We start from the raw sequence: 20,439 nt of genomic DNA on the forward strand, positions 1-20,439 counted from the left end.
AAGATTACGAACTCGAAGCTATGAAAGCTCGTAATGAGCGCCATCGAATTGGGCCAACGCATCCACAAGATAAGGCAAGATGTTTTGAAGTTTTTCTTTTAACACCCACGGTGGGTTGATCACACACAAACCACTACCCAACATGCCAAAGCCTCTATCATCAGGCTCTTGAACAGTGATTGAAACGTTCAAGGTTTTATCTGAAAGCGCTCTCATCGACTCTACCAGTGGAATGTGATCACCCCTGGTCAGTATCGGATACCAAACCACATAAACTCCTTCAGCAAAGCGACTCAAGCCTTCTTCAAGAGCAGTGATCACCTTGGCGTAATCGCTTTTAATCTCATAGGGCGGATCCATAAAAATAAGACCGCGCTTGGTTGGTGGTGGCAATAAAGCCTTGAGTGCTCCAAAGCCGTCGCTCTTGAATATTTTTGCTTGGCGATCGCGATCAAAGTGTTCAGCAAGCAAATCATGATCGGTTGGATGAAGCTCAAATAAGCGCATTCGATCTTCTGCTCTGATGGTGCGACGAATGATTTCAGGAGAACCAGGATACAAGGTCCACTCACCTTTGTTATTGCATGCCTTCACCAAGTCCAAATACTCTTGCAATACTGGCGGCAAATCATCACGACCTTGCAAGCGGGCCACACCATTGTGATATTCGCCTTTGGTGTTCGCATACTCTGACTCAAGTGAATACATGCCAGCTCCAGCATGAGTATCGATCACCCAATAGGGTTTATCTTTTTGATTCATGTAGAGCAAAATTTGCTGGAGCACGCAGTGCTTTAAAACATCAGCATGGTTACCAGCATGGAAGGCGTGACGGTATGCAAGCATTGGATATTTGTAAATTAAATCGCTTGAAAGAACTTCTTACTTGGCAACAGTGGGCGAGATAGCAGAAAGTTCAGAATATCTTTTCCAACCCAACTTGCTCAAATCAAGGTATTTGGTACGCGAGTCTTGCGCTGGAACTTGCACAATTAAATTTTTCACAATCAAGCGCTTCATTGCAGCATGCAAAGTCGCTGGAGAAGCAATTTTCTTTAAAGCCAGCGCTCCTGATACGGTTAAGCTGTCCTCGGCTAAAAGAGCTGTGGCAATTTCATTGAGGAGCTTGATCTCTGTGGCATCCAAATTGTATTTGGCATCTACTTCGTCACATTGCTTTAGATAAAGCAAATATTGGCGAATTTTCTGATTGAGATTCATAGCTATTCATTCTAACCCTCCCATGAAGCTAATTGAAAGAAAAAATCTCATCCTGTATAAACAAACTGAATGTTAGTATTAGGCTTTCAATTTATATAAAATATAAATCAATGGACGCGATGGACGATTTTTATACAAAAGCTGAGCGTCTTCTCGACTTGATCAGTCGGGTATCAGACCAATTGCCTGATAACGGCGAAGAACTACCTCTCAAATTCCGTGAAGATGGTGAAATTGAATTTCATGATCAATTGCACGCCGAATTATCAAAGCCCGAAAATATCGACTTAAAAGAATGGGCAATGGCTAACGCCAAAAAACTATTTGAGTAATTAAGATTTGAGTGGCTTGAGTGTTTTGAGATTGCCAACTTAAGTAACTTAAGTTTGGTGCCGCGGGACGGACTCGAACCGTCACACCTTTTGGGCGGGAGATTTTGAGTCTCCTGTGTCTACCAATTTCACCACCGCGGCATGTGTGTTGCTGCTCATCAATTTTCAATGAATTGCAAACAAGACCGCTATTATGCCTCAAGAACCTTCAGAAGTGAAGAAGTGTCATCGTAGCCCCACCCAGACTCCATCAATTTTTCTAGTTGCACAGCCACTGTTTGTAAGGCTGGCATGTCTAAATGGCTTTTTGTAGCAGCATCTTTTACCAAGAAAAAATCCTTGGCATGAAGCCTTGCCTCAATGCCCGCTTTAAAGTCTCTGGACACCATCTTAGGACCCATCAAATCAAGCATTCGGCTACCGGCCATGCCACCAGAAATCGCCTCAAATACTTTTTGTAAGTCTGCACCATTCGCTTGGGCAAAACGTAAAGATTCAGCAACGCCCTGAATATTGATCACCTGAGCAATCTGATTACATAACTTTGCCACCTGGCCATGACCCACGCCACCAATGTGCGTGATGGTCTTGGCATAGTTCTTAACAATTTCTTTTACTTTGGCCACATCCTGATCAGAGCCACCCATCATCATCACCAAAGTGCCCTCTGTGGCTGCTTTCACGCCTCCACTCACAGGCGCATCCACATAAGTCACGCCTTTGCTGGCCATCACCGCAGCGATGTCTTTGGCACCCTGAGGGTCAATCGTGCTGTGATCAATGCAAATGGCTCCAGGCTTTGCTGTTTGAATAACTGCATCAGCGCCAGCATGTAAGACTTCTGCCACATCCTGGGTGCCCATCACATTGGTGATGATGAAATCAGCACCTTGCGCCGCTTCCGCAGGACTTGAACAAGCAACAGCGCCGGCTTCAATCAAATGTTTTGCTTCATTTTGAAAAACCTCAGGACGTCTAGCGTAAATACGCAGTTGATGACCCGCTTTTAATAAAAAGCCGGCCATAGGACGTCCCATATTTCCTAATCCAATAAATGCAATCGTGCTCATTTGATTTAAAACCTTTGTTGATGAATGAAGATATTTTTATCGAGGCAAAAAGATCGTTGACCCTGTGGTTTTACGATCTTCCAAATCACGATGAGCCTGAGCTGCATCTTGCAATTGATAGCGTTGATTGATTTCGATCTTAATTTTGCCGTTGATCACCTTGTCAAATAAATCAGCAGACATCGGTTCTAACAAGCTTCGATCGTGGGCATAAGTCATCACAGTTGGACGAGTCAATTTCAATGAACCTTTAACACCCAAAATACCCACATCAATCGGTGGCACAGGACCAGAGGCATTGCCGTAGGTCACCATCATGCCGCGTGGCTTGATGCAGTCCAAAGATTGCATGAAGGTGTCTTTACCAATGGAGTCATACACAACATTCACACCTTTGCCATTGGTCAACTCTTTGGTGCGCGCCACAAAATCTTCTTTGGTGTACAAAATCGTGTGATCACAACCATATGATTTTGCTAAGGCTGCTTTTTCTTCTGAGCCCACTGTACCAATCACTGTGGCACCCAATAGCTTCAACCACTGCATCGCAATCAAGCCAACGCCACCAGCAGCAGCGTGGAATAAAACTGTATCGCCTGCTTGCACTTTGTAGCTATCAGTCAACAAGTAATTAACCGTTAAGCCCTGCAACATCATGGCAGCGCCCATTTCAAAAGAAATCGCATCCGGCAACTTCACCACGATTTCGGCTGGCATCACACGTACTTGAGAATAGGCGCCGGCTGGTTTACCTGCGTAAGCCACGCGATCACCAGCTTTGACATGTTTCACATTGGAGCCAACAGATTCAATCACGCCCGAAGCTTCCATACCAAGCCAACCTGGCAATGGCTGTGGATAAACGCCTTTGCGGAAATAAACATCAATGAAATTCAGGCCAATGGCTTCATGCACCACCCTGACTTCATCTGGGCCTGGGGCTGCAACCTCGATATCAACCCACTGCAAAACCTCTGGGCCACCCACTTGCATCATTTTGATGGCTTTTGACTGAATCACACTCATGACTGTCTCCTGTTTTTATTTAGTAGTTTTTTGCTTAATTTTTGAGTTTTTTGGCTAATCAGGCGCTAATTTGCCTAAAATTACAATCTTAGCTAAATATATAGCAATTATTCAATAAAAGTTATTCAGGGAGTCTTTATGGCCGGTCATTCCAAATGGGCCAATATTCAGCATCGCAAAGGACGCCAAGACGAGAAGCGCGGCAAAATTTGGACAAAATTGATCCGTGAAATCACAGTGGCTGCAAAAATGGGTGGCGGTGATATTGCAACAAACCCTCGCTTGCGCTTGGCGATTGATAAAGCCAAAGACTCCAATATGCCCAACGACAACGTGCAGCGCGCTGTTCAACGTGGCACAGGATCACTAGAAGGTGTTAACTACGAAGAAATTCGTTATGAAGGCTACGGTCTCAATGGTGCTGCCGTGATCGTGGATGCTTTGACTGACAACAGAACCAGAACGGTGGCCGAAGTTCGTCATGCGTTTACCAAACATGGTGGTAATTTGGGCAGCGATGGCTCAGTTGCTTTTTTATTCAAGCATTGCGGTCGCATGTTCTTTGCACCAGGAACTTCTGAAGATGCTTTGATGGAAGCTGCGCTAGAAGCAGGTGCAGATGACGTGATTCCTCAGGAAGATGGCTCGATTGAAGTGGTGACGCCTCCTTATGAATTCGCACAAATCAAAGATGCCTTGATTGCCAAAGGTTTTTCTCCAGAGATGGGTGAGGTAACGATGCGCCCTGATACTGAAACTGATCTATCAGGTGAGGATGCTCTCAAAATGCAAAAACTATTGGATGCTCTTGAGTCATTGGATGACGTGCAAGAAGTGTTCACCAACGCATCCATGGAATAGCAATAACAAACAACAACTCTTCAGCTTGATCGAGTCAATATTTAAATAGATTTTGAAAGTTTTTTATGAAAATTTTAGTGATTGGTTCTGGTGGTCGTGAACATGCTCTTGCATGGAAGTTGGCTCAGTCTCCAAAAGTACAAAAAGTATTTGTGGCTCCAGGCAATGGTGGAACAGCAACAGCCGCCGCCAAAAACATGGGAATTGAGAACCTCAACATCACTGATCTAAATGCTTTGGCATCTTTTGCCAAAGACGAGCAAATATATATGACCGTGGTTGGCCCAGAAGCCCCATTGGCTGGTGGCATTGTGGATATTTTCAGAAACCAAGGTTTGCGTATTTTTGGACCAACTCAAAAAGCCGCCCAACTCGAGTCTTCAAAAGATTTTGCAAAAGCGTTCATGAAACGCCATCAAATTCCAACAGCCGAGTATCAAACCTTCTCAAACATCCAAGAAGCTCATGCCTACATTGATGCCAAAGGTGCACCAATTGTGATCAAGGCAGACGGCCTAGCTGCAGGCAAAGGCGTGGTCGTTGCCATGAGCCTAGAAGAAGCTCACGGTGCGATCGACATGATGTTGTCTGATAACAAATTGGGTGATGCTGGCGCAAGAGTGGTGATTGAAGAATTTTTACAGGGCGAAGAAGCCAGCTTCATCGTCATGGTCGATGGTAAAAATGTTTTGACCTTGGCAACCAGCCAAGACCACAAGCGTTTGCTGGATGCCGATCAAGGTCCTAACACTGGTGGCATGGGTGCATATTCACCAGCACCCGTGGTCACCCCAGAAATACATGCACGCGCTCTAAGAGAGATCATCATGCCAACCGTTAAAGGCATGGCAGCTGATGGCATTCCATTCACAGGCTTCTTATATGCTGGATTGATGATTGATGGCAAAGGCCAAGTCAAAACTTTGGAATTTAATTGCCGCATGGGCGACCCTGAAACACAACCGATCATGGCTCGCCTGAAGAGCGACTTTTTGATTGCTTTAGATGCCGCAGTAGACGGCAAACTCGATCAAGTGGAATTAGATTGGGATGCCAGAATCGCTTTAGGCGTCGTGATGGCCGCACACAATTATCCAGAGACTCCGCGCAAAGGTGATGTGATCACAGGTATTCCTGCAGATGATGTGGATCATGTGACATTCCATGCTGGCACAACAATGGATAACGGCGTACTCAAAACATCGGGTGGTCGAGTCTTGTGCGTGGTGGGCTTAGACCACACCACAAAAGGTGCTCAACAAAAAGCTTATGCACACTTAGATCATATTAAATTTGATGGCGCACAGTTCCGTCGCGACATTGGTTATCGCGCACTTTAATTAATTAAATCCTATGTCAAACACAAGCATCAACGTCGATCAAATTCGTCAATACTTTTTAGGTTTACAAGAGCGCATCACCGCAGGCATGAGTGAGCTTGATGGCAAATCTTTTGCCACGGACTCTTGGACAAAACCAGCCGATGCCAAACTCAAGGGCGATGGTCGCTCAATGATTCTTGAAGAAGGCAATATCTTGGAGCGCGGTGGCGTTGGGTTTTCTCACGTGCGTGGCGATTCAATGCCACCTTCAGCAACAGCTCACCGACCAGAGCTTGCCGGCAGAGCCTTTGAAGCCATGGGCGTATCACTGGTATTCCATCCACGCAATCCACACATTCCAACCGTTCACTTGAATGTTCGTTGTTTTATTGCTCAAGCAGAAGGCAAGGATCCTGTCTGGTGGTTTGGAGGCGGCATGGACTTAACTCCTTACTATGGTGATGAAGCTGATTGCAAACATTTTCATCAAACGTGTAAAAACGCATTAGATCCATACAAGCCAGAACTACACCCACGCTTTAAAAAATGGTGTGATGAATACTTTTATCTCAAGCACCGTGATGAACCACGCGGTATTGGTGGTATTTTTTATGATGATTTCAGCGAATTAGGCTTTGAGCAGAGTTTCGCCATGACTCGCTCAGTTGGAGATGCTTTCTTAGAAGCCTACTTGCCAATCGTTAAGAAACATCAACACGACCCTTACACAGAAAGCCAAAGAGAATTCCAAGCCTTCCGTCGAGGTCGCTACGTTGAATTTAATTTGGTCTTTGATAGAGGCACTTTGTTTGGCCTTCAATCTGGTGGGCGCACTGAATCAATCTTGATGTCTATGCCACCGATTGTTCGCTGGGGCTATGACTGGAAACCAGAAGCCAACAGTCCAGAGGCTCTGCTATATACCAATTTCTTAAAACCGATTGATTGGATTGCTCGCTGATGGACAACATGAGCAACATGGATAACATGGCCAGCAAGAAACGTTTATCCGTCGGAATCTTGGGCGGCACGTTTGATCCGCCTCACTGGGGTCACTTGCGTCTGGCTGAGCATTTTTCAAGAGTGCTACAACTCGATCACATCATCTGGATGCCTGCTGGACAACCATGGCAAAAAGGCAATGACATCACTTCCGCCAAGCATCGCTTGGCCATGAGCGAATATGCGATCGAAACCTTGCATGATTTATTTGTGGATCACCACATTTATACAAAAATTGACATCAGTACTCTAGAGATGTCTAGAGAAGGTCCTAGTTATGCGATTGATACTGCCAAAGAGCTGCGTGCACTTTATGGCGAACAGGCGTCAATCACCTGGATCATGGGTGCCGATAGCTGGGAAAACATCAAAACTTGGCATCAGTGGCCAGAATTACCTAACTACGTGCACATCGCGGTTGCCAGCCGTCCCAAGACTGCTAATCAGGCAGATCAAAGCCCAATTGGCAGCGTTTTTTCAGATAAACAGACACAAGACCCTCAGTTGTTACAATTGAGCCCACAGGGACATGTTTTGTTTGATCAAAGCCTGCAGATTAATCTTGCCTCCAATGAACTTCGTGATGGGTTTTACAACCACGCATCATGGGATGAATTGGCAGATGCAATACCACCCTTGGTACTCGAATACATCGAAACCAAAGGTCTTTATAGAAATAAATAATGGATATTCCAAAATTACAACGCGTGATCATTGATGCTCTTGAAGATGTCAAAGCAGAAGACATTCGTGTTTTTGATACAACCAAGATCAGCGATCTATTTGATCGCGTGATCATCGCTACAGGTAATAGCAACCGTCAAACAAAATCTTTAGCGATGTCCGTCAAGGAATCAGTCAAAGAAAAAGGTGGTGACGTTATTTCTGTTGAAGGCATGGAAACTGGTGAATGGGTGTTGGTCGATTGTGGCGACATCATTGTTCACATCTTGCAACCGATGTTGCGCTCTTACTACCAACTCGAAGGTATTTGGGGTGATAAGCCTGTGCGCGTCAAATTAGGCAGCAAGGCTAACAAGTCAAAACGTTTCGCTAGCGAACCTGAGGATGATGAGGACGACTAAACCTCAGGTTTAAGACTCCTTTTTCAATCATGAAACTTTGGGTCATTACAGTGGGTCACAAGATGCCCGCCTGGGCTGAAACTGCAACCCAAGATTATTTGAAACGCATGCCAGCAGATTGCGCGATTCAGATCAAAGAACTCAAACCAGACATCAGCCCTGCCAAAGAGGCAATCAAAATACGTGAAGCCCTGCCAAAGGGTGTTCATATCATTGCTTTGGATGAGCGAGGTAAAGATCTTTCCACTCAAGACCTAGCCAACCAACTCAGCACTTGGCGCCAAGATGGCAAAGACATTGCATTATTGATTGGTGGTGCGGATGGCTTGGATGCTGAGCTTAAAAAAGAAGCTGCATCGATGATTCGACTCTCCAGCATGACCCTTCCACATGCCATGGCCAGAGTTTTATTGGTCGAACAACTTTACCGCGCATGGACCATCTTGCAAGGCCATCCCTATCATCGCGTTTAAGAGCGCCTCATTAAAAAGTAAGTGTGATGCACTCATTGATTTATCTGGCCTCTCAAAGCCCTCGCCGCCAAGAACTTCTCAAGCAAATAGGCGTTAAGTTTCAATTACTCCTGGCCGATTCAAGTGAAGATGCCGAATCATTAGAGGCTCAATTATCCAATGAACCAGCTTTGGTTTATGTGAAGCGCGTCACTTTGGCAAAGCTATCAGCCGCCAAACAACGACTTCATGCCAGAGGATTAGATTCAGCACCCATCTTGTGCGCTGATACCACTGTGGCACTTATGCTGGAAGATGGCAAAGAAATCATTTTGGGTAAGCCTACTGATCGCAAGGATGCCAAAAGAATCTTGCAGCTCTTGAGCGGCAAAACACATCAAGTCCACACAGCGGTTGCTGTATTGGGAACGCCTCACATGAATGACGCTCAACCCAAACTTCTTGTCTCAAGCTCACAAGTAACTTTTAAGTCACTCAGTGATGCAGAAATTGATGCTTATATTTCCAGCAATGAGCCCATGGGCAAAGCCGGTGCCTATGGCATACAAGGCATTGGCGGCTGTCTGATTAGCAGTATCTCAGGCAGCTATAGCGGCATCATGGGCTTACCTCTTTTTGAGACCTCCCAACTCTTAAATGAAACTGGTGTACAGTTTTCTCTTAGGCCTTAAAACTGATTTAAAACCCCTGCGCACTGACTCAATAGATTGATAAGTTTCAACCATGATTGAAGAAATCCTCGTAAACATCACCCCTCAAGAAACCCGAGTAGCCATCATTGCTCAGGGAGTGGTGCAAGAGCTTCATATTGAAAGAAGCCAAAGTCGAGGCATTGTTGGTAATGTCTATTTAGGTAAGGTAACGCGCGTGCTACCAGGTATGCAATCTGCATTTGTGGACATTGGTTTAGATAAGGCAGCATTTCTTCACGTGGCTGATTTATGGATGCCAAAAAATTCCAAGCCCGATAACACCCCCATTGAAAAACTAGTGTTCGATGGACAAACCATTTTGGTTCAAGTTCTCAAAGATCCACTGGGCACCAAAGGGGCTCGCTTGAGCACGCACATCAGTATTGCTGGTCGCAATTTAGTTTTCTTGCCACAAGAAGACAATGGCCAACAAGTGGCCATCTCTCAAAAAATTGAAAATCTTGAAGACCGTGATGCTTTAAAGAAAAGATTTCAAGGTTTACTGACTGACCACCAAAACGAATCTGGTAGCTACATCTTAAGAACCAGCGCCGAAGATGCAGATGATCAAGAGTTATCCAATGACTTGAGATATCTGAGCGCTACTTGGAAAAAGATTCAGGATGGCAGCAAGCAGATACCCGCTCCATGCTTGCTTCATCAAGACTTAAGCCTTGCTGAGCGAGTATTAAGAGATTTGGCGTCGGATGCCATCGGCCAAATACGCGTTGACTCTGCCGAAAACTTTGAAAAACTCAAAACATTTGCCAAAGACTTTATGCCCAACCAAGAATCTAAATTGATTCTTTATCGTGGGGAACGCCCACTGTTTGATCTGTACGACACAGAATCAGAAATCAATCGCGCTCTGGGTCGTCGCGTTGATCTTAAATCAGGCGGCTACTTGATGATTGATCAAACAGAATCAATGACCACCATTGATGTCAACACTGGCAGTTATGTGGGTGCCAGAACATTTGATGACACCATTTACAAAACAAATTTAGAAGCTGCTCAAACCATTGCACGCCAATTGCGTTTACGCAATCTTGGCGGAATCATCATCATTGATTTCATCGACATGCACAGCAAAGAACATCAAGATGCAGTGCTAGAAGAACTCAATAAAAACTTAGCCAGAGACAAAATCAGAACTTCTGCCAACCCCTTCTCTTCATTAGGCTTGGTCGAAATGACTCGAAAGAGAACTCGTGAGTCATTGGCACACCTTTTATGCGAGCCTTGTGAAGTTTGTCAGGGCAAAGGTCAAGTTAAAACTGCCCAAAGTATTTGCTATGAGGTTTTGCGCGAAGTATTGCGCGAGCATCGCCAGTTCAACCCGAAAGAATTCAGAATCATTGCCAGCGCTGATGTGATTGACCGCTTCTTAGAAGAAGAAAGCACTCACCTTGCGCAGTTGATTGAATTCATCGGCAAACCGATTCGCCTTCAAGCTGAATCAAGCTTCAATCAAGAGCAATACGATATTGTCTTAAGTTAAAACGTACTGTCTTTCATTAGATTTAAGCGTGCGAGAACTGTAAGCGGTGCAAGCTGGCATACAGACCATTTTCAGCAATCAACTCAGCGTGCGATCCATTCTCAACGATTCTTCCATGATCTAAGACCACAATGCGATCAGCATTTTCTATCGTCGATAGTCGGTGTGCAATGACCAAGGTGGTTCTACCTTCCATGAGCTTCTCAAGGGCCTCTTGAACCTGACGCTCTGATTCAGAATCCAAGGCAGAAGTGGCCTCATCCAAAATCAATATAGGCGCATCTTTATAAATCGCTCTTGCAATCGCCAAACGCTGTCTTTGGCCACCGGATAATCGATTACCGTTATCCCCAACTTCAGAATCAATACCTTCAGGCAACTCTCTGATTAACTCCGTTAAGTTTGCAGCCTGCAGTGCCTCATGAACTCTGCCGCGATCAATCTCTTCAGGGCTTGCAGCACCATACGCCACGTTGGCCGCAATGGTGTCATTGAATAAAACCACGTCCTGACTCACAAAAGCCATTTGACGACGTAGATCCTTCAAATCAATGTCCTGAATATTTAATCCATCCAAATGAATGGCACCATTGGTTGGATTAAAAAAGCGTGGCAATAAATTAACCAAAGTAGATTTACCGCTGCCAGACGGTCCTACAAATGCAACCACCTCGCCTGCCGGAATTTTTAAATCAATCTCTTTCAGTACTTCTTTGATAGCCTGCTCATCATCAGAGCCCAAAGCCCTCACACCAGAGTAGCCAAAGCCAACTTTTTTGAATTCAAGCTCACCACGGGCTTTTGTTAACTTAATTGCATCGCCTCTGCGCACTGAATCTTCTTCAATTGGCTGATCCATCAATTTAAAAATCATGTCTGCAGCAGCAATGCCTCGCTGCAAAGGTTGATTGATATCAGCCAAATGCTTCAAAGGAGAAATGATCAAAATCAAAGCTGTGACAAAAGCCACAAAACCACCCACAGTGACTTCTGCCATGGATGATTGGAATAAGGCCACCAACAACACTCCTGACAAAGCAATCGAGGCCACAAATTGAGTCATGGGTTGATTCAAACCACCAGCCACAGCGATCTTCATCGAATAACGTCTGAGTTTGTTAGCGATCAGCGCAAAACGCTGTTTTTCATAAGCCTGGCCGCCATGCAACTTCACAACCTTATAACCACCAACACTCTCTTCAACAACATAGGAGAGTTCATTGGTCATATCTTGACTGACTTTGTGCAATTTACGCAAACGCGTATTGATCAACTTCACCATAAAACCAATGATTGGAAAGATGATCAAAATTAAAAGTGTTAAGCGCCAGTTGAGGTAGAACAAATAAGCCATCAGACCGATGACCGTCAAACTGTCTCTGACCAGGTTCATCGCAATGCTGGTGATCACTTGAAGAACTGCGTTGACCTCGAATACCACCGCATTGATGAGCGATGCTGCTGAGCGATTTTGGAATAGATCAGCAGGAGCCTGTAGCAAGCGGTTGAACATTTGTTCACGCAATTTGAACAAAACAGAATTGGTGATGTGACTTAAGGCGTAATTCGAGCCAAATTGAGCAAAACCTCGGATAAATGCCAAACCTACCAAAAAGGCTGGTACATGCCACAACTTATCATCCAACTTTCCACTGAAGCCACGATCCAATAAAGGCTTGAGAAGAGCTGGAATGGCTGTTTCAGTGGCAGCAACAATCGCCAAACCCAGCAATGCCAAAACAACAGCCACCTTATGAGGCAAGGCATACCTTAAAATGCGGGTTAGCGCAGTTTGCGTCTTAATTTCAATGCTATTTGAATCCATAACCTCAATCGTAACCTACACCGGTGCTAACATCGCTCTATGAGCCTATCAGTCATCTTAATTACCAAAAATGAAGAAGCCAACCTCAAGGACTGCCTTGAGAGTGTTTCTTTTGCAGATGAGATTATCGTTGTAGACAGTCAAAGTAGCGATAAAACTCAAGAAATCGCCCAATCTTTTGGGGCAAAGCTTGAAATTACCTCAGATTGGCCTGGATTTGGCCCACAAAAGAACCGCGCCCTCAATTTAGCCACGCAAGATTGGGTGTTATCGATTGATGCCGATGAAAGGGTCACCCCTGAACTAAAGCAAGAGATTCTGGCCACCATGGCATCACCGAGTGCTGCAGATTGTTATGCAATTCCAAGGTCTTCTTGGTACTGCGGCCGCTTCATGAAGCACTCAGGCTGGTACCCAGATTACGTTGATCGCCTATTTAAACGAGGCACTGCAAAATTTTCCGATCACTTGGTTCATGAACGTTTACTCCCCACTGGATTGAGTGGGAGACTAAAAAACCACTTTTTACATTACAGTTTTAGAGATTTCTCACAAGTCTTAAGAAAGATTGACGCCTATTCAAGCGCTTCAGCTGAGCAAGCATTTAAAAAAGGTAAAAGATCATCAGTTTGCAAAGCTTTTTGGCATGCCGTGTGGGCGTTCATCAGAACCTATTTCTTACGCTTAGGCTTTTTAGACGGCCCCCAAGGTCTTGCCTTAGCAATATCGAATGCTGAAGGAAGCTATTACAAATACGTCAAAATGTGGCTTATTGAAGAGCACGATAAAGATACTAAATGAAAATCAGTGTAATTGTTGCTACCTACAACAGGCCGGATGCACTTGACGTAGTTTTACAGTCTCTTGAGTGTCAAACAGACAATGATTTTGAAATAATTGTTGCCGATGATGGCTCTGATGATGAAACAAGATCTCTTGTAGAAATACATATTCAAAATACAAAGAATTTAATCAAGCATGTTTGGCATGAAGATCTTGGTTTTAGATTATCAAAAATTAGAAATCTAGCAATGCAGTCCGCCACGGGAAGTTATCTTATTTTTCTAGATGGTGATTGCGCTGTTCAGCCAGATTTTATAGAAAGCCATCGACGATTATCTGAAAAAGGTTTTATTGTCACTGGCAGTAGAATTCTATTAGAGAAAGAAATTACAGAAAAAATTTGCAAAGACAGATTTTTTAATTTTTCAGAATTTAAAAGAAACTCTTTTAAATATCTAATCAAGAAGCAAATTAACAAATTTTTACCATTATTTATTAAGCTTCCAGATCACCCCCTCAGAAAATATAAAAAATTTCAATGGCGTCGAATTAAAGGATGTAACTTAGGATGTTGGAAATCAGATGCCATGCTTATAAATGGCTTTGATGAAGCGCTGATTGGCTGGGGTCATGAAGACGCCGATTTTGTTTTTAGAATGTATCAAAATGGCATTAACAGAAAATCAGGTGCCTGGGGTACTGAAGTGCTGCATTTATGGCACAAAATGGCTAACAAAGAAAATGCTGAAAAAAATGCAGCCATTGTTAGAGCAAAAATTCTGGCAAAAGGGAATTCTTAATTGAGTCAAAAACATATTAAAAAAATCCTGATCATTGCCACACGCCAAATTGGCGATACGCTGATAACCACGCCACTCATTTCAGCAGCGAAAAGAATCTGGCCAGATGCTCAAATTGACTTCTTTGGCTATGAAAATAGTTTATCCATGCTCAGCGGAAACACAGACATCCATCAACTGATTGGAACGCGACCCAAACTATCATTTATTGATTATCTCAAGCAGTTCTTTCTATTATTCAAAAGATATGACTTGGCCGTCATCACCCAACCCAGTGACCGAGCTTATATCTATGGATTGATTGCTGCAAAACACCGCGTGGGTGTAATTCCAGTTGAACCCAAATTAAATTGGTGGAAAAAGAAGATATCAATTCACAACGTTGAAGTTGACTATTTTCATCAGCACGTGATCACAGAAAAACTTCGACTTTTAGAGCCATTCGTCAGTGAGGGCGACTCATTTGGCCACCCAATATCAGTGAGGCCACCAAAGCCCGTAGAATTACCTTCTGAAATTCAAACTGAATTATCAGAATCATTCGTGGTCATTCACCCAACACCTTTGACAGCTTATAAACGCTGGCCACTGGCTAATTGGGTGGAGCTGATTGAATCTCTATCCGAAAATCATCAAATTGTTTTAAGTGGCGCGCCAATTGCTCAAGATAGGGAACTAAATCAAGCAATCATTGATTTATTGAGTGACTCTGCAAAAAAGAGTATTTTGAATCTTGATGGTCGCTTAAAGTTAGATCAATTAGGCACCTTGTTGCGCCAAGCCAAGCTTTATATTGGAGTTGATACATCAGTCACTCATCTAGCAGCAGCATGCAACGCCCCTACCATTACTCTGTTTGGTGCGACACCACCCACAAATTTTGGGCCATGGCCGAATGGATTTGTTGGTAAGCAACCATATGCATTAAAAGCTACCACTCAAAAGGTTGGCAAGATCACCATACTCCAAGGTCCTGGTGATTGTGTGCCGTGCAGAAAAGCTGGTTGTGAAGATAAGCCTGACAGCAGAAGTGATTGCTTGATCAATTTACCTGTTAGATTGGTTCTTGAAGCTGTGAGTACTTACGGTATTACTTTTAAATAAGAAATTAAGTACGTCTAATAGGTGTACCCATCAAGCGTACTTAACTTCGACCATCCCTTGACCGCCTGACTTATTCAAAGCCACGCTCAAGTTTCTGATACTTTCATCATCAGGATAGATCTTCCAGGTATCAGGGAACTGAACCAAACAGGCAGTTCCATTTGAAATAACATCTGCAGTCATCATCAAGCCTTGTTGATTTTTACCTGCAAAGGTACTGACTTGCTGCTTGAACCCAGAAAGATCAATGCCTTGCTGCAATTGAACGTGAAGACTTCTGGCAAACTTTAAACGCGCCGTAGTCACATCCATGATTGATTCGGCAACGACCCTCATGCCCCCTGAAAATTTATCAGGCGTGACACCGACCTTGGCGATGATCAATTCATCTTCTTTCAACCAATGTCTATTGGGTTCAAATAGCTCGCTGTAAATGGTCATCTCTATTTGAGCTGATCCATCATCAATCGTTGCAATCATTAATTTGCCCCGTGGGCCCATCATGCTTCTGGTGGAAGTCATGATGCCGGCAATCAATCTGTCCTTACCTTCGGTCAATTGATTTAGCTTGGTTCTCACAAAATGACTAACCTCATCACGATAAGCATCAAACAAGTGGCCAGTTAAATACAAACCCAAGGCAGCTTTTTCTTCTTGCAAGCGACGCTTCTCGAACCAAGCATCTTCCTTGATTAACTCTGGCTTATGCTCATCTGAAGACCCAGCCATATCAAATAAGCTCACTTGCTGCGCAGAAGCATCTGCTTGATCAGCAGCTTCCATCGCTCTTGGCAAAGATGCTAAGAGTGTTGCTCGAGAGTCAAAACCGCCATACAAAGAATCAAACGCTCCCGCACGAATCAAAGCTTCCATCGTGCGACGGTTGACCACGCGACGATCTAATCTAGAGCAGAAATCAAACAAGTCTTTGAAAGGACCATCCGCTCTTGCCTGAATGATTTGCTCAATCGCACCCTCTCCAGAACCTCTGATAGCTCCCAAGCCATAACGGATCATGGTGGCAGCCTGCTCTTTATTTTGGGGATCTTCGCGCAATGGCATGAAGCGGTAAACACTGGTGTTCACATCTGGAGGAAGTATCTTGATCTTATTGGCCAATGCATCTTCATAAAGTATCTTTACTTTATCGGTGTCATCCATTGCCAATGACATATTGGCTGCAATAAATTCAGCTGGGTAATGTGCCTTTAACCAAGCCGTGTGATAAGCCAACAAAGCATAGGCTGCGGCATGCGATTTATTAAAACCGTAGCCTGCAAATTTTTCCATCAAGTCAAAAGTTTCATCAGCCTTATCAGCCTTGAGACCACTTTTACCAGCACCATCCCTGAATAACTGACGATGCTCAGCCATTTCTTCAGGCTTTTTCTTACCCATGGCACGACGCAATAAGTCAGCGCCACCCAGTGAGTAACCACCAATGATTTGCGCCATCTGCATCACCTGCTCTTGATAAACCATGATGCCGTAGGTTTCTCTTAGAACTGGTTCAACACGTGGATCTGGGTAATGAACTTGTTCTTTGCCGTGTTTACGCGCAATGAACGATGGGATCAAATCCATCGGACCTGGCCGATACAAAGCCACCAAGGCAATGATGTCCTCAAAGCGGTCGGGCTTTGCCTCACGCAACATGCCTTGCATGCCACGGCTTTCTAACTGGAACACTGCGACCGTATTGGCATTTTTTAAAATTTCAAATGCAGCAGGATCATCGAGTGGCACTTGACCAACACGCCAATCTTTCTTCTCTGGGTATAGCTGATGAATATATCTTTCAGCCCAATCCAAGATCGTGAGTGTTGTGAGTCCCAAGAAGTCAAACTTGACCAAGCCGACTGCTTCAACATCATCCTTATCAAACTGACTGACCACTCCAGAATCCGAACCTTCTTTGCCATCTTTACTGCCTTGGGTATACAGAGGGCAGAAATCTGTGAGCTTGCCTGGAGCAATCAATACGCCACCAGCGTGCATGCCTACGTTTCGGGTCATGCCCTCTAACTGTTGAGCCAAACCCAATAATTGTTTAACTTCTTCTTCGCGAGACTCGCGCTCAGCCAAAAGCTTTTCTTCTTTTTTGGCTTGCTCAATCGTGACTTGCTGACCTGGTTTATTAGGAATCAGTTTAGAGATGCCATCCACAAATCCGTATGGTTGCTCTAGCACACGTCCCACATCTCGAATCGCCGCACGCGCTGCCATCGTGCCAAATGTGGCAATTTGGCTGACCGCATCTTTGCCGTACTTTTCTTTTACATAGGCAATCACACGATCGCGACCGTGCTGACAGAAGTCAATATCAAAGTCAGGCATCGAGACGCGCTCAGGATTTAAGAATCGCTCAAAGAGCAAGTTGTATCTCAATGGATCTAGATCGGTAATCCCTAAGGAGTAAGCTACTAGAGAGCCCGCCCCAGAGCCTCGACCAGGGCCCACTGGCACACCATTATTTTTTGCCCAGTTAATAAAATCAGCAACGATCAAAAAGTAACCTGGGAAACCCATTTGAGAAATGGTTCTTGCTTCAAACTTTAAGCGCACCTCATAACTGGGTCGCTGCTTTTCTCTTTCAGTTTCATCAGGATATAAATGCAGTAAATGTTTGGATAAGCCTTCCATGGCTTTTTCCATCAAATAATCATCCAATGTCATACCTTTAGGCACTGGAAAATCTGGCAACTGAGGCTTACCCAAGGTCAATGACAAATTACAACGTTTGGCAATTTCTACACTGTTGGTGATGGCCGCTGGCAAGTCTGCAAAAAGTTTTTGCATCTCTTCTTGCGTTTTAAAGTACTGCTCAGAAGTAAATTTCTTTGCGCGCTTAGGATTACCGAGCACTTCTCCTTCAGCAATACACACTCGCGCCTCATGTGCTCTGAAGTCAGAAGGCTTCATGAACTGAATTGAATGCGTTGCCACTACCGGTAATTGAAGTTCATTTGCCAAATGAACGGCTTCATGAAGATGAGCTTCGTCCTGAGGATGACCTGCGCGCTGAATCTCAATATAAAAAGAATCTTTAAAGTAGTTTGCCCACTTTTTGGCACAAGCTGTTGCTTCATCATGCTGAGCTGCCAATAAATACTGTCCAACATCACCCAACCTTGCACCTGATAATGCAATCAAACCTTCAGCATGCTGTTTGAACCAAGTTTCATCAATTTCAGATCTGCCTTTGAATTGATTGGTTAACGATGCCTTGGTTAATAGCTCGCATAGATTCAAATAACCCTGATGATTTTTTACCAACAACTGTAATCTGAATGGTTTATCTCTATCTTCGGCATTGGTAATCCAAACATCACTACCAATAATAGGTTTAATACCCTCTTTGCGTGCGGCTTGATAGAATTTAACCAAACCAAACACATTGCTCAAATCGGTCAGAGCCAATGCACCCATTTGATCTTTAACCACTGCAGCAATGGCATCATCTATGCGCACAGCCCCATCCACAATCGAATATTCGGAGTGAAGACGCAAATGAACAAAGTTAGTGATAGGCGACATTAGGTAACTAGAAACTCAAAGATACTTTCAAAAAAATAAAATCAATGCGGGCAATCCTAAATACACAACTTAGGATCTTTTTTATAGATAGTTGAAAGACCAGACCAAGCACATAACGTGTAATTTTTCTGGACGATATATTGATGTATTTCACTAGCAACTATCTTATCAATACCCCCACGTGAATCCCAGTTTTCTATACAAATAAGAGTCGGCTGGTATTCATCAAAATTGAGACTTTTTAAAACTTTAAAATCAACTCCCTCAACATCAATATTCAAAAATGAAAAACACTTGGGAATCTGATTTTCCTTAAGAATTTCATTTAATGTTTTAGTTTCAATTTGGCCAATCTTTTTATAAGTACTTGTGTCAGAAATACACTCTGGCGCAATTGTGGTGTTGGTAGAAAAAGATTTTTGGCTGTATATGTCAACTAACTCCCTAACATCACTGACTGCTGCAAGGATACTTTTATCACGAGGTCGAGCCAATTTACAAGCCAATATCTTTTCGTACTCTAAATCAATTAACAAGCCTCTCCATCCTTTTTTGTAAAGCAAAAAAGTATTCGACCCTCTGCGAGGATTATTGCAACCAACGTCGACATAAATTGGCTCAGATTGCTGATCTTTTAATTCGAATTGAATAATTAAATCTTCAGCAAATTGGGAATAAGAAGTTTTAGCTTTTGCGGGGGAAAGAACAGCCTTTCGAAAAGCCGAAATAAATGTTTTCATTGTGTTTGTGTTGTGTAAGATGGTTCAATGATACATCCAAAACATACCTGCACTACTTAGTAAAATTAACTCATTTCACTCAAAAAAGAATACATTTCACCAGCTTTATCTACGCAAGCATCGCCTACAAAATTTATGAGCTTAAAACCCCAATATTGCGGTCGCTTCGCACCCTCACCCACAGGAGCTCTCCACGCAGGGTCGCTCGCAACCGCCCTAGGCAGTTGGCTCGACGCCCGAGCACATCAAGGAAAGTGGCTTTTACGGATCGAGGACCTTGATTTACCAAGGTGCGTTCCAGGCGCCGACAAAATCATCATCCAACAACTGCTCAATTGCGGTTTACATTGGGATGGAGAGATTGAATACCAATCCAAACGAAGCCATTTCTACGAATCAGCACTGAATCAATTGTTGCAAGAAAAAAAGGCTTACGGCTGTCGATGCACGCGCAAACAAATAGAAGATCAATTACTGAGTTTGGGCAAAAAGAAAGACCGTCATGGTGAGTTGGTCTACCCAGGAAGCTGCCGAAATTTAAAAGAGGTCACTGAACCATGCGCTTGGCGTTTATTGGTCACAGATTCTGAGGTTGAATCATCCGTGGGTGATTTTGTCTTAAAACGCTCAGACAGAGTGTTCACCTATCAATTGGCGGTTGTCGTGGATGACTACTTACAAGGAATCACACACATTGTCAGAGGTGAAGATTTATTGGACAACACCGCAAGGCAAATTTATTTACAAAAACAATTGAACTATCCTCAACCTCATTACCTTCACCTGCCGTTGGTACGAGATGACAACAATGAGAAGCTCAGTAAACAAACCAATGCAACTGCGAGTGCTTGCAATACCCCTGAAGAAGCATTAGAGGCTCTTCAAGCAGCTGCGCGACATTTAGGATTAGATGAGCCAGAACTTTTTAAACAGGGCTCTGATAGCACTCAATTCAGCGAATCAACAATCCATGAATCAACGATTACACAGTGGTTAGAAATCGCTGTTGAGTATTACAGAAAAACCCGCTTGTAAATGTAAATGTGGCTTTAATTGCAGCTTTCA

20 protein-coding genes and 1 tRNA gene are annotated in these 20,439 nt (G+C 43.8%); 13 read left to right on the top strand and 8 right to left on the bottom strand.

Annotated elements, in window-relative coordinates:
- Positions 1-18: 18 nt before the first annotated feature.
- Entirely contained in the window at positions 19-846 is an 828-nt protein-coding gene (locus ICE88_RS02385) for a 23S rRNA (adenine(2030)-N(6))-methyltransferase RlmJ (RefSeq protein WP_216248992.1), read from the bottom strand.
- A 36-nt stretch (positions 847-882) separates the two neighbouring features.
- Complete coding sequence (locus ICE88_RS02390) at positions 883-1,221, bottom strand: hypothetical protein (protein ID WP_215291059.1); 339 nt, start codon at positions 1,219-1,221, stop codon at positions 883-885.
- Between the two features lie 110 nt (positions 1,222-1,331).
- Between ICE88_RS02390 and ICE88_RS02395 the strand changes: the two genes are divergently transcribed.
- Positions 1,332-1,553 carry a hypothetical protein gene (locus ICE88_RS02395; protein ID WP_216248994.1) on the top strand — a complete coding sequence of 74 codons (222 nt, stop codon included), beginning with the start codon at positions 1,332-1,334 and terminating at the stop codon, positions 1,551-1,553.
- A gap of 55 nt (positions 1,554-1,608) precedes the next feature.
- On the opposite strand, the gene ICE88_RS02400 is transcribed toward ICE88_RS02395, so the two are convergent.
- From ICE88_RS02400 to ICE88_RS02410, 3 genes are all read right to left on the bottom strand, one after another.
- Positions 1,609-1,694 (bottom strand) — tRNA-Leu (locus tag ICE88_RS02400).
- A gap of 50 nt (positions 1,695-1,744) precedes the next feature.
- Positions 1,745-2,623: an NAD(P)-dependent oxidoreductase gene (locus ICE88_RS02405; RefSeq protein WP_216248995.1), complete on the bottom strand. Its 879-nt coding sequence runs from the start codon at positions 2,621-2,623 to the stop codon at positions 1,745-1,747.
- Between the two features lie 36 nt (positions 2,624-2,659).
- Positions 2,660-3,649 carry a quinone oxidoreductase gene (locus ICE88_RS02410; protein ID WP_216248996.1) on the bottom strand — a complete coding sequence of 330 codons (990 nt, stop codon included), beginning with the start codon at positions 3,647-3,649 and terminating at the stop codon, positions 2,660-2,662.
- A 138-nt stretch (positions 3,650-3,787) separates the two neighbouring features.
- On the opposite strand from ICE88_RS02410, the gene ICE88_RS02415 reads away from it, so the two are divergent.
- The 8 genes from ICE88_RS02415 to rng all read left to right on the top strand — a co-directional run bounded on the left by ICE88_RS02415 (position 3,788) and on the right by rng (position 10,585).
- A complete protein-coding gene (locus tag ICE88_RS02415) occupies positions 3,788-4,510 on the top strand; it encodes a YebC/PmpR family DNA-binding transcriptional regulator (protein ID WP_216248998.1) in 723 nt (240 codons plus the stop codon).
- Between the two features lie 65 nt (positions 4,511-4,575).
- A complete protein-coding gene (gene purD / locus ICE88_RS02420) occupies positions 4,576-5,850 on the top strand; it encodes a phosphoribosylamine--glycine ligase (RefSeq protein ID WP_216248999.1) in 1,275 nt (424 codons plus the stop codon).
- Between the two features lie 13 nt (positions 5,851-5,863).
- Entirely contained in the window at positions 5,864-6,793 is a 930-nt protein-coding gene (hemF, locus tag ICE88_RS02425; RefSeq protein ID WP_216249000.1) for an oxygen-dependent coproporphyrinogen oxidase, read from the top strand.
- A gap of 8 nt (positions 6,794-6,801) precedes the next feature.
- Positions 6,802-7,518 (top strand): nicotinate-nucleotide adenylyltransferase, encoded by a 717-nt coding sequence (locus ICE88_RS02430; protein WP_216249001.1) that lies wholly within the window; start codon positions 6,802-6,804, stop codon positions 7,516-7,518.
- Complete coding sequence (gene rsfS, locus ICE88_RS02435) at positions 7,518-7,919, top strand: ribosome silencing factor (protein WP_089515318.1); 402 nt, start codon at positions 7,518-7,520, stop codon at positions 7,917-7,919. The genes ICE88_RS02430 and rsfS overlap by 1 nt, the downstream gene beginning before the upstream one ends.
- 29 nt (positions 7,920-7,948) lie before the next feature.
- Positions 7,949-8,392: a 23S rRNA (pseudouridine(1915)-N(3))-methyltransferase RlmH gene (rlmH, locus tag ICE88_RS02440; RefSeq protein ID WP_216249002.1), complete on the top strand. Its 444-nt coding sequence runs from the start codon at positions 7,949-7,951 to the stop codon at positions 8,390-8,392.
- A 26-nt stretch (positions 8,393-8,418) separates the two neighbouring features.
- Entirely contained in the window at positions 8,419-9,063 is a 645-nt protein-coding gene (locus tag ICE88_RS02445) for a nucleoside triphosphate pyrophosphatase (RefSeq protein WP_216249003.1), read from the top strand.
- A 52-nt stretch (positions 9,064-9,115) separates the two neighbouring features.
- Positions 9,116-10,585 carry a ribonuclease G gene (gene rng, locus ICE88_RS02450; protein ID WP_216249004.1) on the top strand — a complete coding sequence of 490 codons (1,470 nt, stop codon included), beginning with the start codon at positions 9,116-9,118 and terminating at the stop codon, positions 10,583-10,585.
- Positions 10,586-10,607: 22 nt separating this feature from the next.
- Here the strand turns inward: rng and msbA are convergent, their stop codons facing one another.
- Positions 10,608-12,410, bottom strand: a complete 1,803-nt coding sequence (gene msbA / locus ICE88_RS02455) for a lipid A export permease/ATP-binding protein MsbA (RefSeq protein WP_216249005.1) — start codon at positions 12,408-12,410, stop codon at positions 10,608-10,610.
- Positions 12,411-12,449: 39 nt separating this feature from the next.
- On the opposite strand from msbA, the gene ICE88_RS02460 reads away from it, so the two are divergent.
- From ICE88_RS02460 to ICE88_RS02470, 3 genes are read left to right on the top strand one after another with little or no spacing between them, the layout of a single operon-like run.
- Positions 12,450-13,211 carry a glycosyltransferase family 2 protein gene (locus tag ICE88_RS02460; RefSeq protein ID WP_216249006.1) on the top strand — a complete coding sequence of 254 codons (762 nt, stop codon included), beginning with the start codon at positions 12,450-12,452 and terminating at the stop codon, positions 13,209-13,211.
- Positions 13,208-13,993 (top strand): glycosyltransferase family 2 protein, encoded by a 786-nt coding sequence (locus ICE88_RS02465; RefSeq protein ID WP_216249009.1) that lies wholly within the window; start codon positions 13,208-13,210, stop codon positions 13,991-13,993. The genes ICE88_RS02460 and ICE88_RS02465 overlap by 4 nt, the downstream gene beginning before the upstream one ends.
- The gene (locus ICE88_RS02470; RefSeq protein ID WP_216249012.1) at positions 13,994-15,097 is read left to right on the top strand and encodes a glycosyltransferase family 9 protein; all 1,104 of its coding nucleotides are present in this window, start codon (positions 13,994-13,996) and stop codon (positions 15,095-15,097) included.
- A gap of 30 nt (positions 15,098-15,127) precedes the next feature.
- On the opposite strand, the gene dnaE is transcribed toward ICE88_RS02470, so the two are convergent.
- Entirely contained in the window at positions 15,128-18,634 is a 3,507-nt protein-coding gene (gene dnaE / locus ICE88_RS02475; RefSeq protein ID WP_216249014.1) for a DNA polymerase III subunit alpha, read from the bottom strand.
- Between the two features lie 56 nt (positions 18,635-18,690).
- Entirely contained in the window at positions 18,691-19,374 is a 684-nt protein-coding gene (locus ICE88_RS02480) for an FkbM family methyltransferase (RefSeq protein ID WP_216249016.1), read from the bottom strand.
- A gap of 135 nt (positions 19,375-19,509) precedes the next feature.
- Between ICE88_RS02480 and gluQRS the strand changes: the two genes are divergently transcribed.
- Positions 19,510-20,409 carry a tRNA glutamyl-Q(34) synthetase GluQRS gene (gene gluQRS, locus ICE88_RS02485; protein ID WP_216249018.1) on the top strand — a complete coding sequence of 300 codons (900 nt, stop codon included), beginning with the start codon at positions 19,510-19,512 and terminating at the stop codon, positions 20,407-20,409.
- Positions 20,410-20,439: the final 30 nt, after the last annotated feature.

It is taken from the genome of Polynucleobacter sp. AM-26B4, assembly GCF_018882285.1.
In the GTDB taxonomy this organism is placed as follows: Bacteria; Pseudomonadota; Gammaproteobacteria; order Burkholderiales; family Burkholderiaceae; genus Polynucleobacter.

Bases quoted from the DNA above. Each gene is read 5' to 3' on its own strand.
- ICE88_RS02385 (WP_216248992.1), bottom strand. From the start codon at position 846: ATGCTTGCATACCGTCACGCCTTCCATGCTGGTAACCATGCTGATGTT.
- ICE88_RS02390 (WP_215291059.1), bottom strand. From the start codon at position 1,221: ATGAATCTCAATCAGAAAATTCGCCAATATTTGCTTTATCTAAAGCAA.
- ICE88_RS02395 (WP_216248994.1), top strand. From the start codon at position 1,332: ATGGACGCGATGGACGATTTTTATACAAAAGCTGAGCGTCTTCTCGAC.
- ICE88_RS02405 (WP_216248995.1), bottom strand. From the start codon at position 2,623: ATGAGCACGATTGCATTTATTGGATTAGGAAATATGGGACGTCCTATG.
- ICE88_RS02410 (WP_216248996.1), bottom strand. From the start codon at position 3,649: ATGAGTGTGATTCAGTCAAAAGCCATCAAAATGATGCAAGTGGGTGGC.
- ICE88_RS02415 (WP_216248998.1), top strand. From the start codon at position 3,788: ATGGCCGGTCATTCCAAATGGGCCAATATTCAGCATCGCAAAGGACGC.
- purD (WP_216248999.1), top strand. From the start codon at position 4,576: ATGAAAATTTTAGTGATTGGTTCTGGTGGTCGTGAACATGCTCTTGCA.
- hemF (WP_216249000.1), top strand. From the start codon at position 5,864: ATGTCAAACACAAGCATCAACGTCGATCAAATTCGTCAATACTTTTTA.
- ICE88_RS02430 (WP_216249001.1), top strand. From the start codon at position 6,802: ATGAGCAACATGGATAACATGGCCAGCAAGAAACGTTTATCCGTCGGA.
- rsfS (WP_089515318.1), top strand. From the start codon at position 7,518: ATGGATATTCCAAAATTACAACGCGTGATCATTGATGCTCTTGAAGAT.
- rlmH (WP_216249002.1), top strand. From the start codon at position 7,949: ATGAAACTTTGGGTCATTACAGTGGGTCACAAGATGCCCGCCTGGGCT.
- ICE88_RS02445 (WP_216249003.1), top strand. From the start codon at position 8,419: ATGCACTCATTGATTTATCTGGCCTCTCAAAGCCCTCGCCGCCAAGAA.
- rng (WP_216249004.1), top strand. From the start codon at position 9,116: ATGATTGAAGAAATCCTCGTAAACATCACCCCTCAAGAAACCCGAGTA.
- msbA (WP_216249005.1), bottom strand. From the start codon at position 12,410: ATGGATTCAAATAGCATTGAAATTAAGACGCAAACTGCGCTAACCCGC.
- ICE88_RS02460 (WP_216249006.1), top strand. From the start codon at position 12,450: ATGAGCCTATCAGTCATCTTAATTACCAAAAATGAAGAAGCCAACCTC.
- ICE88_RS02465 (WP_216249009.1), top strand. From the start codon at position 13,208: ATGAAAATCAGTGTAATTGTTGCTACCTACAACAGGCCGGATGCACTT.
- dnaE (WP_216249014.1), bottom strand. From the start codon at position 18,634: ATGTCGCCTATCACTAACTTTGTTCATTTGCGTCTTCACTCCGAATAT.
- ICE88_RS02480 (WP_216249016.1), bottom strand. From the start codon at position 19,374: ATGAAAACATTTATTTCGGCTTTTCGAAAGGCTGTTCTTTCCCCCGCA.
- gluQRS (WP_216249018.1), top strand. From the start codon at position 19,510: ATGAGCTTAAAACCCCAATATTGCGGTCGCTTCGCACCCTCACCCACA.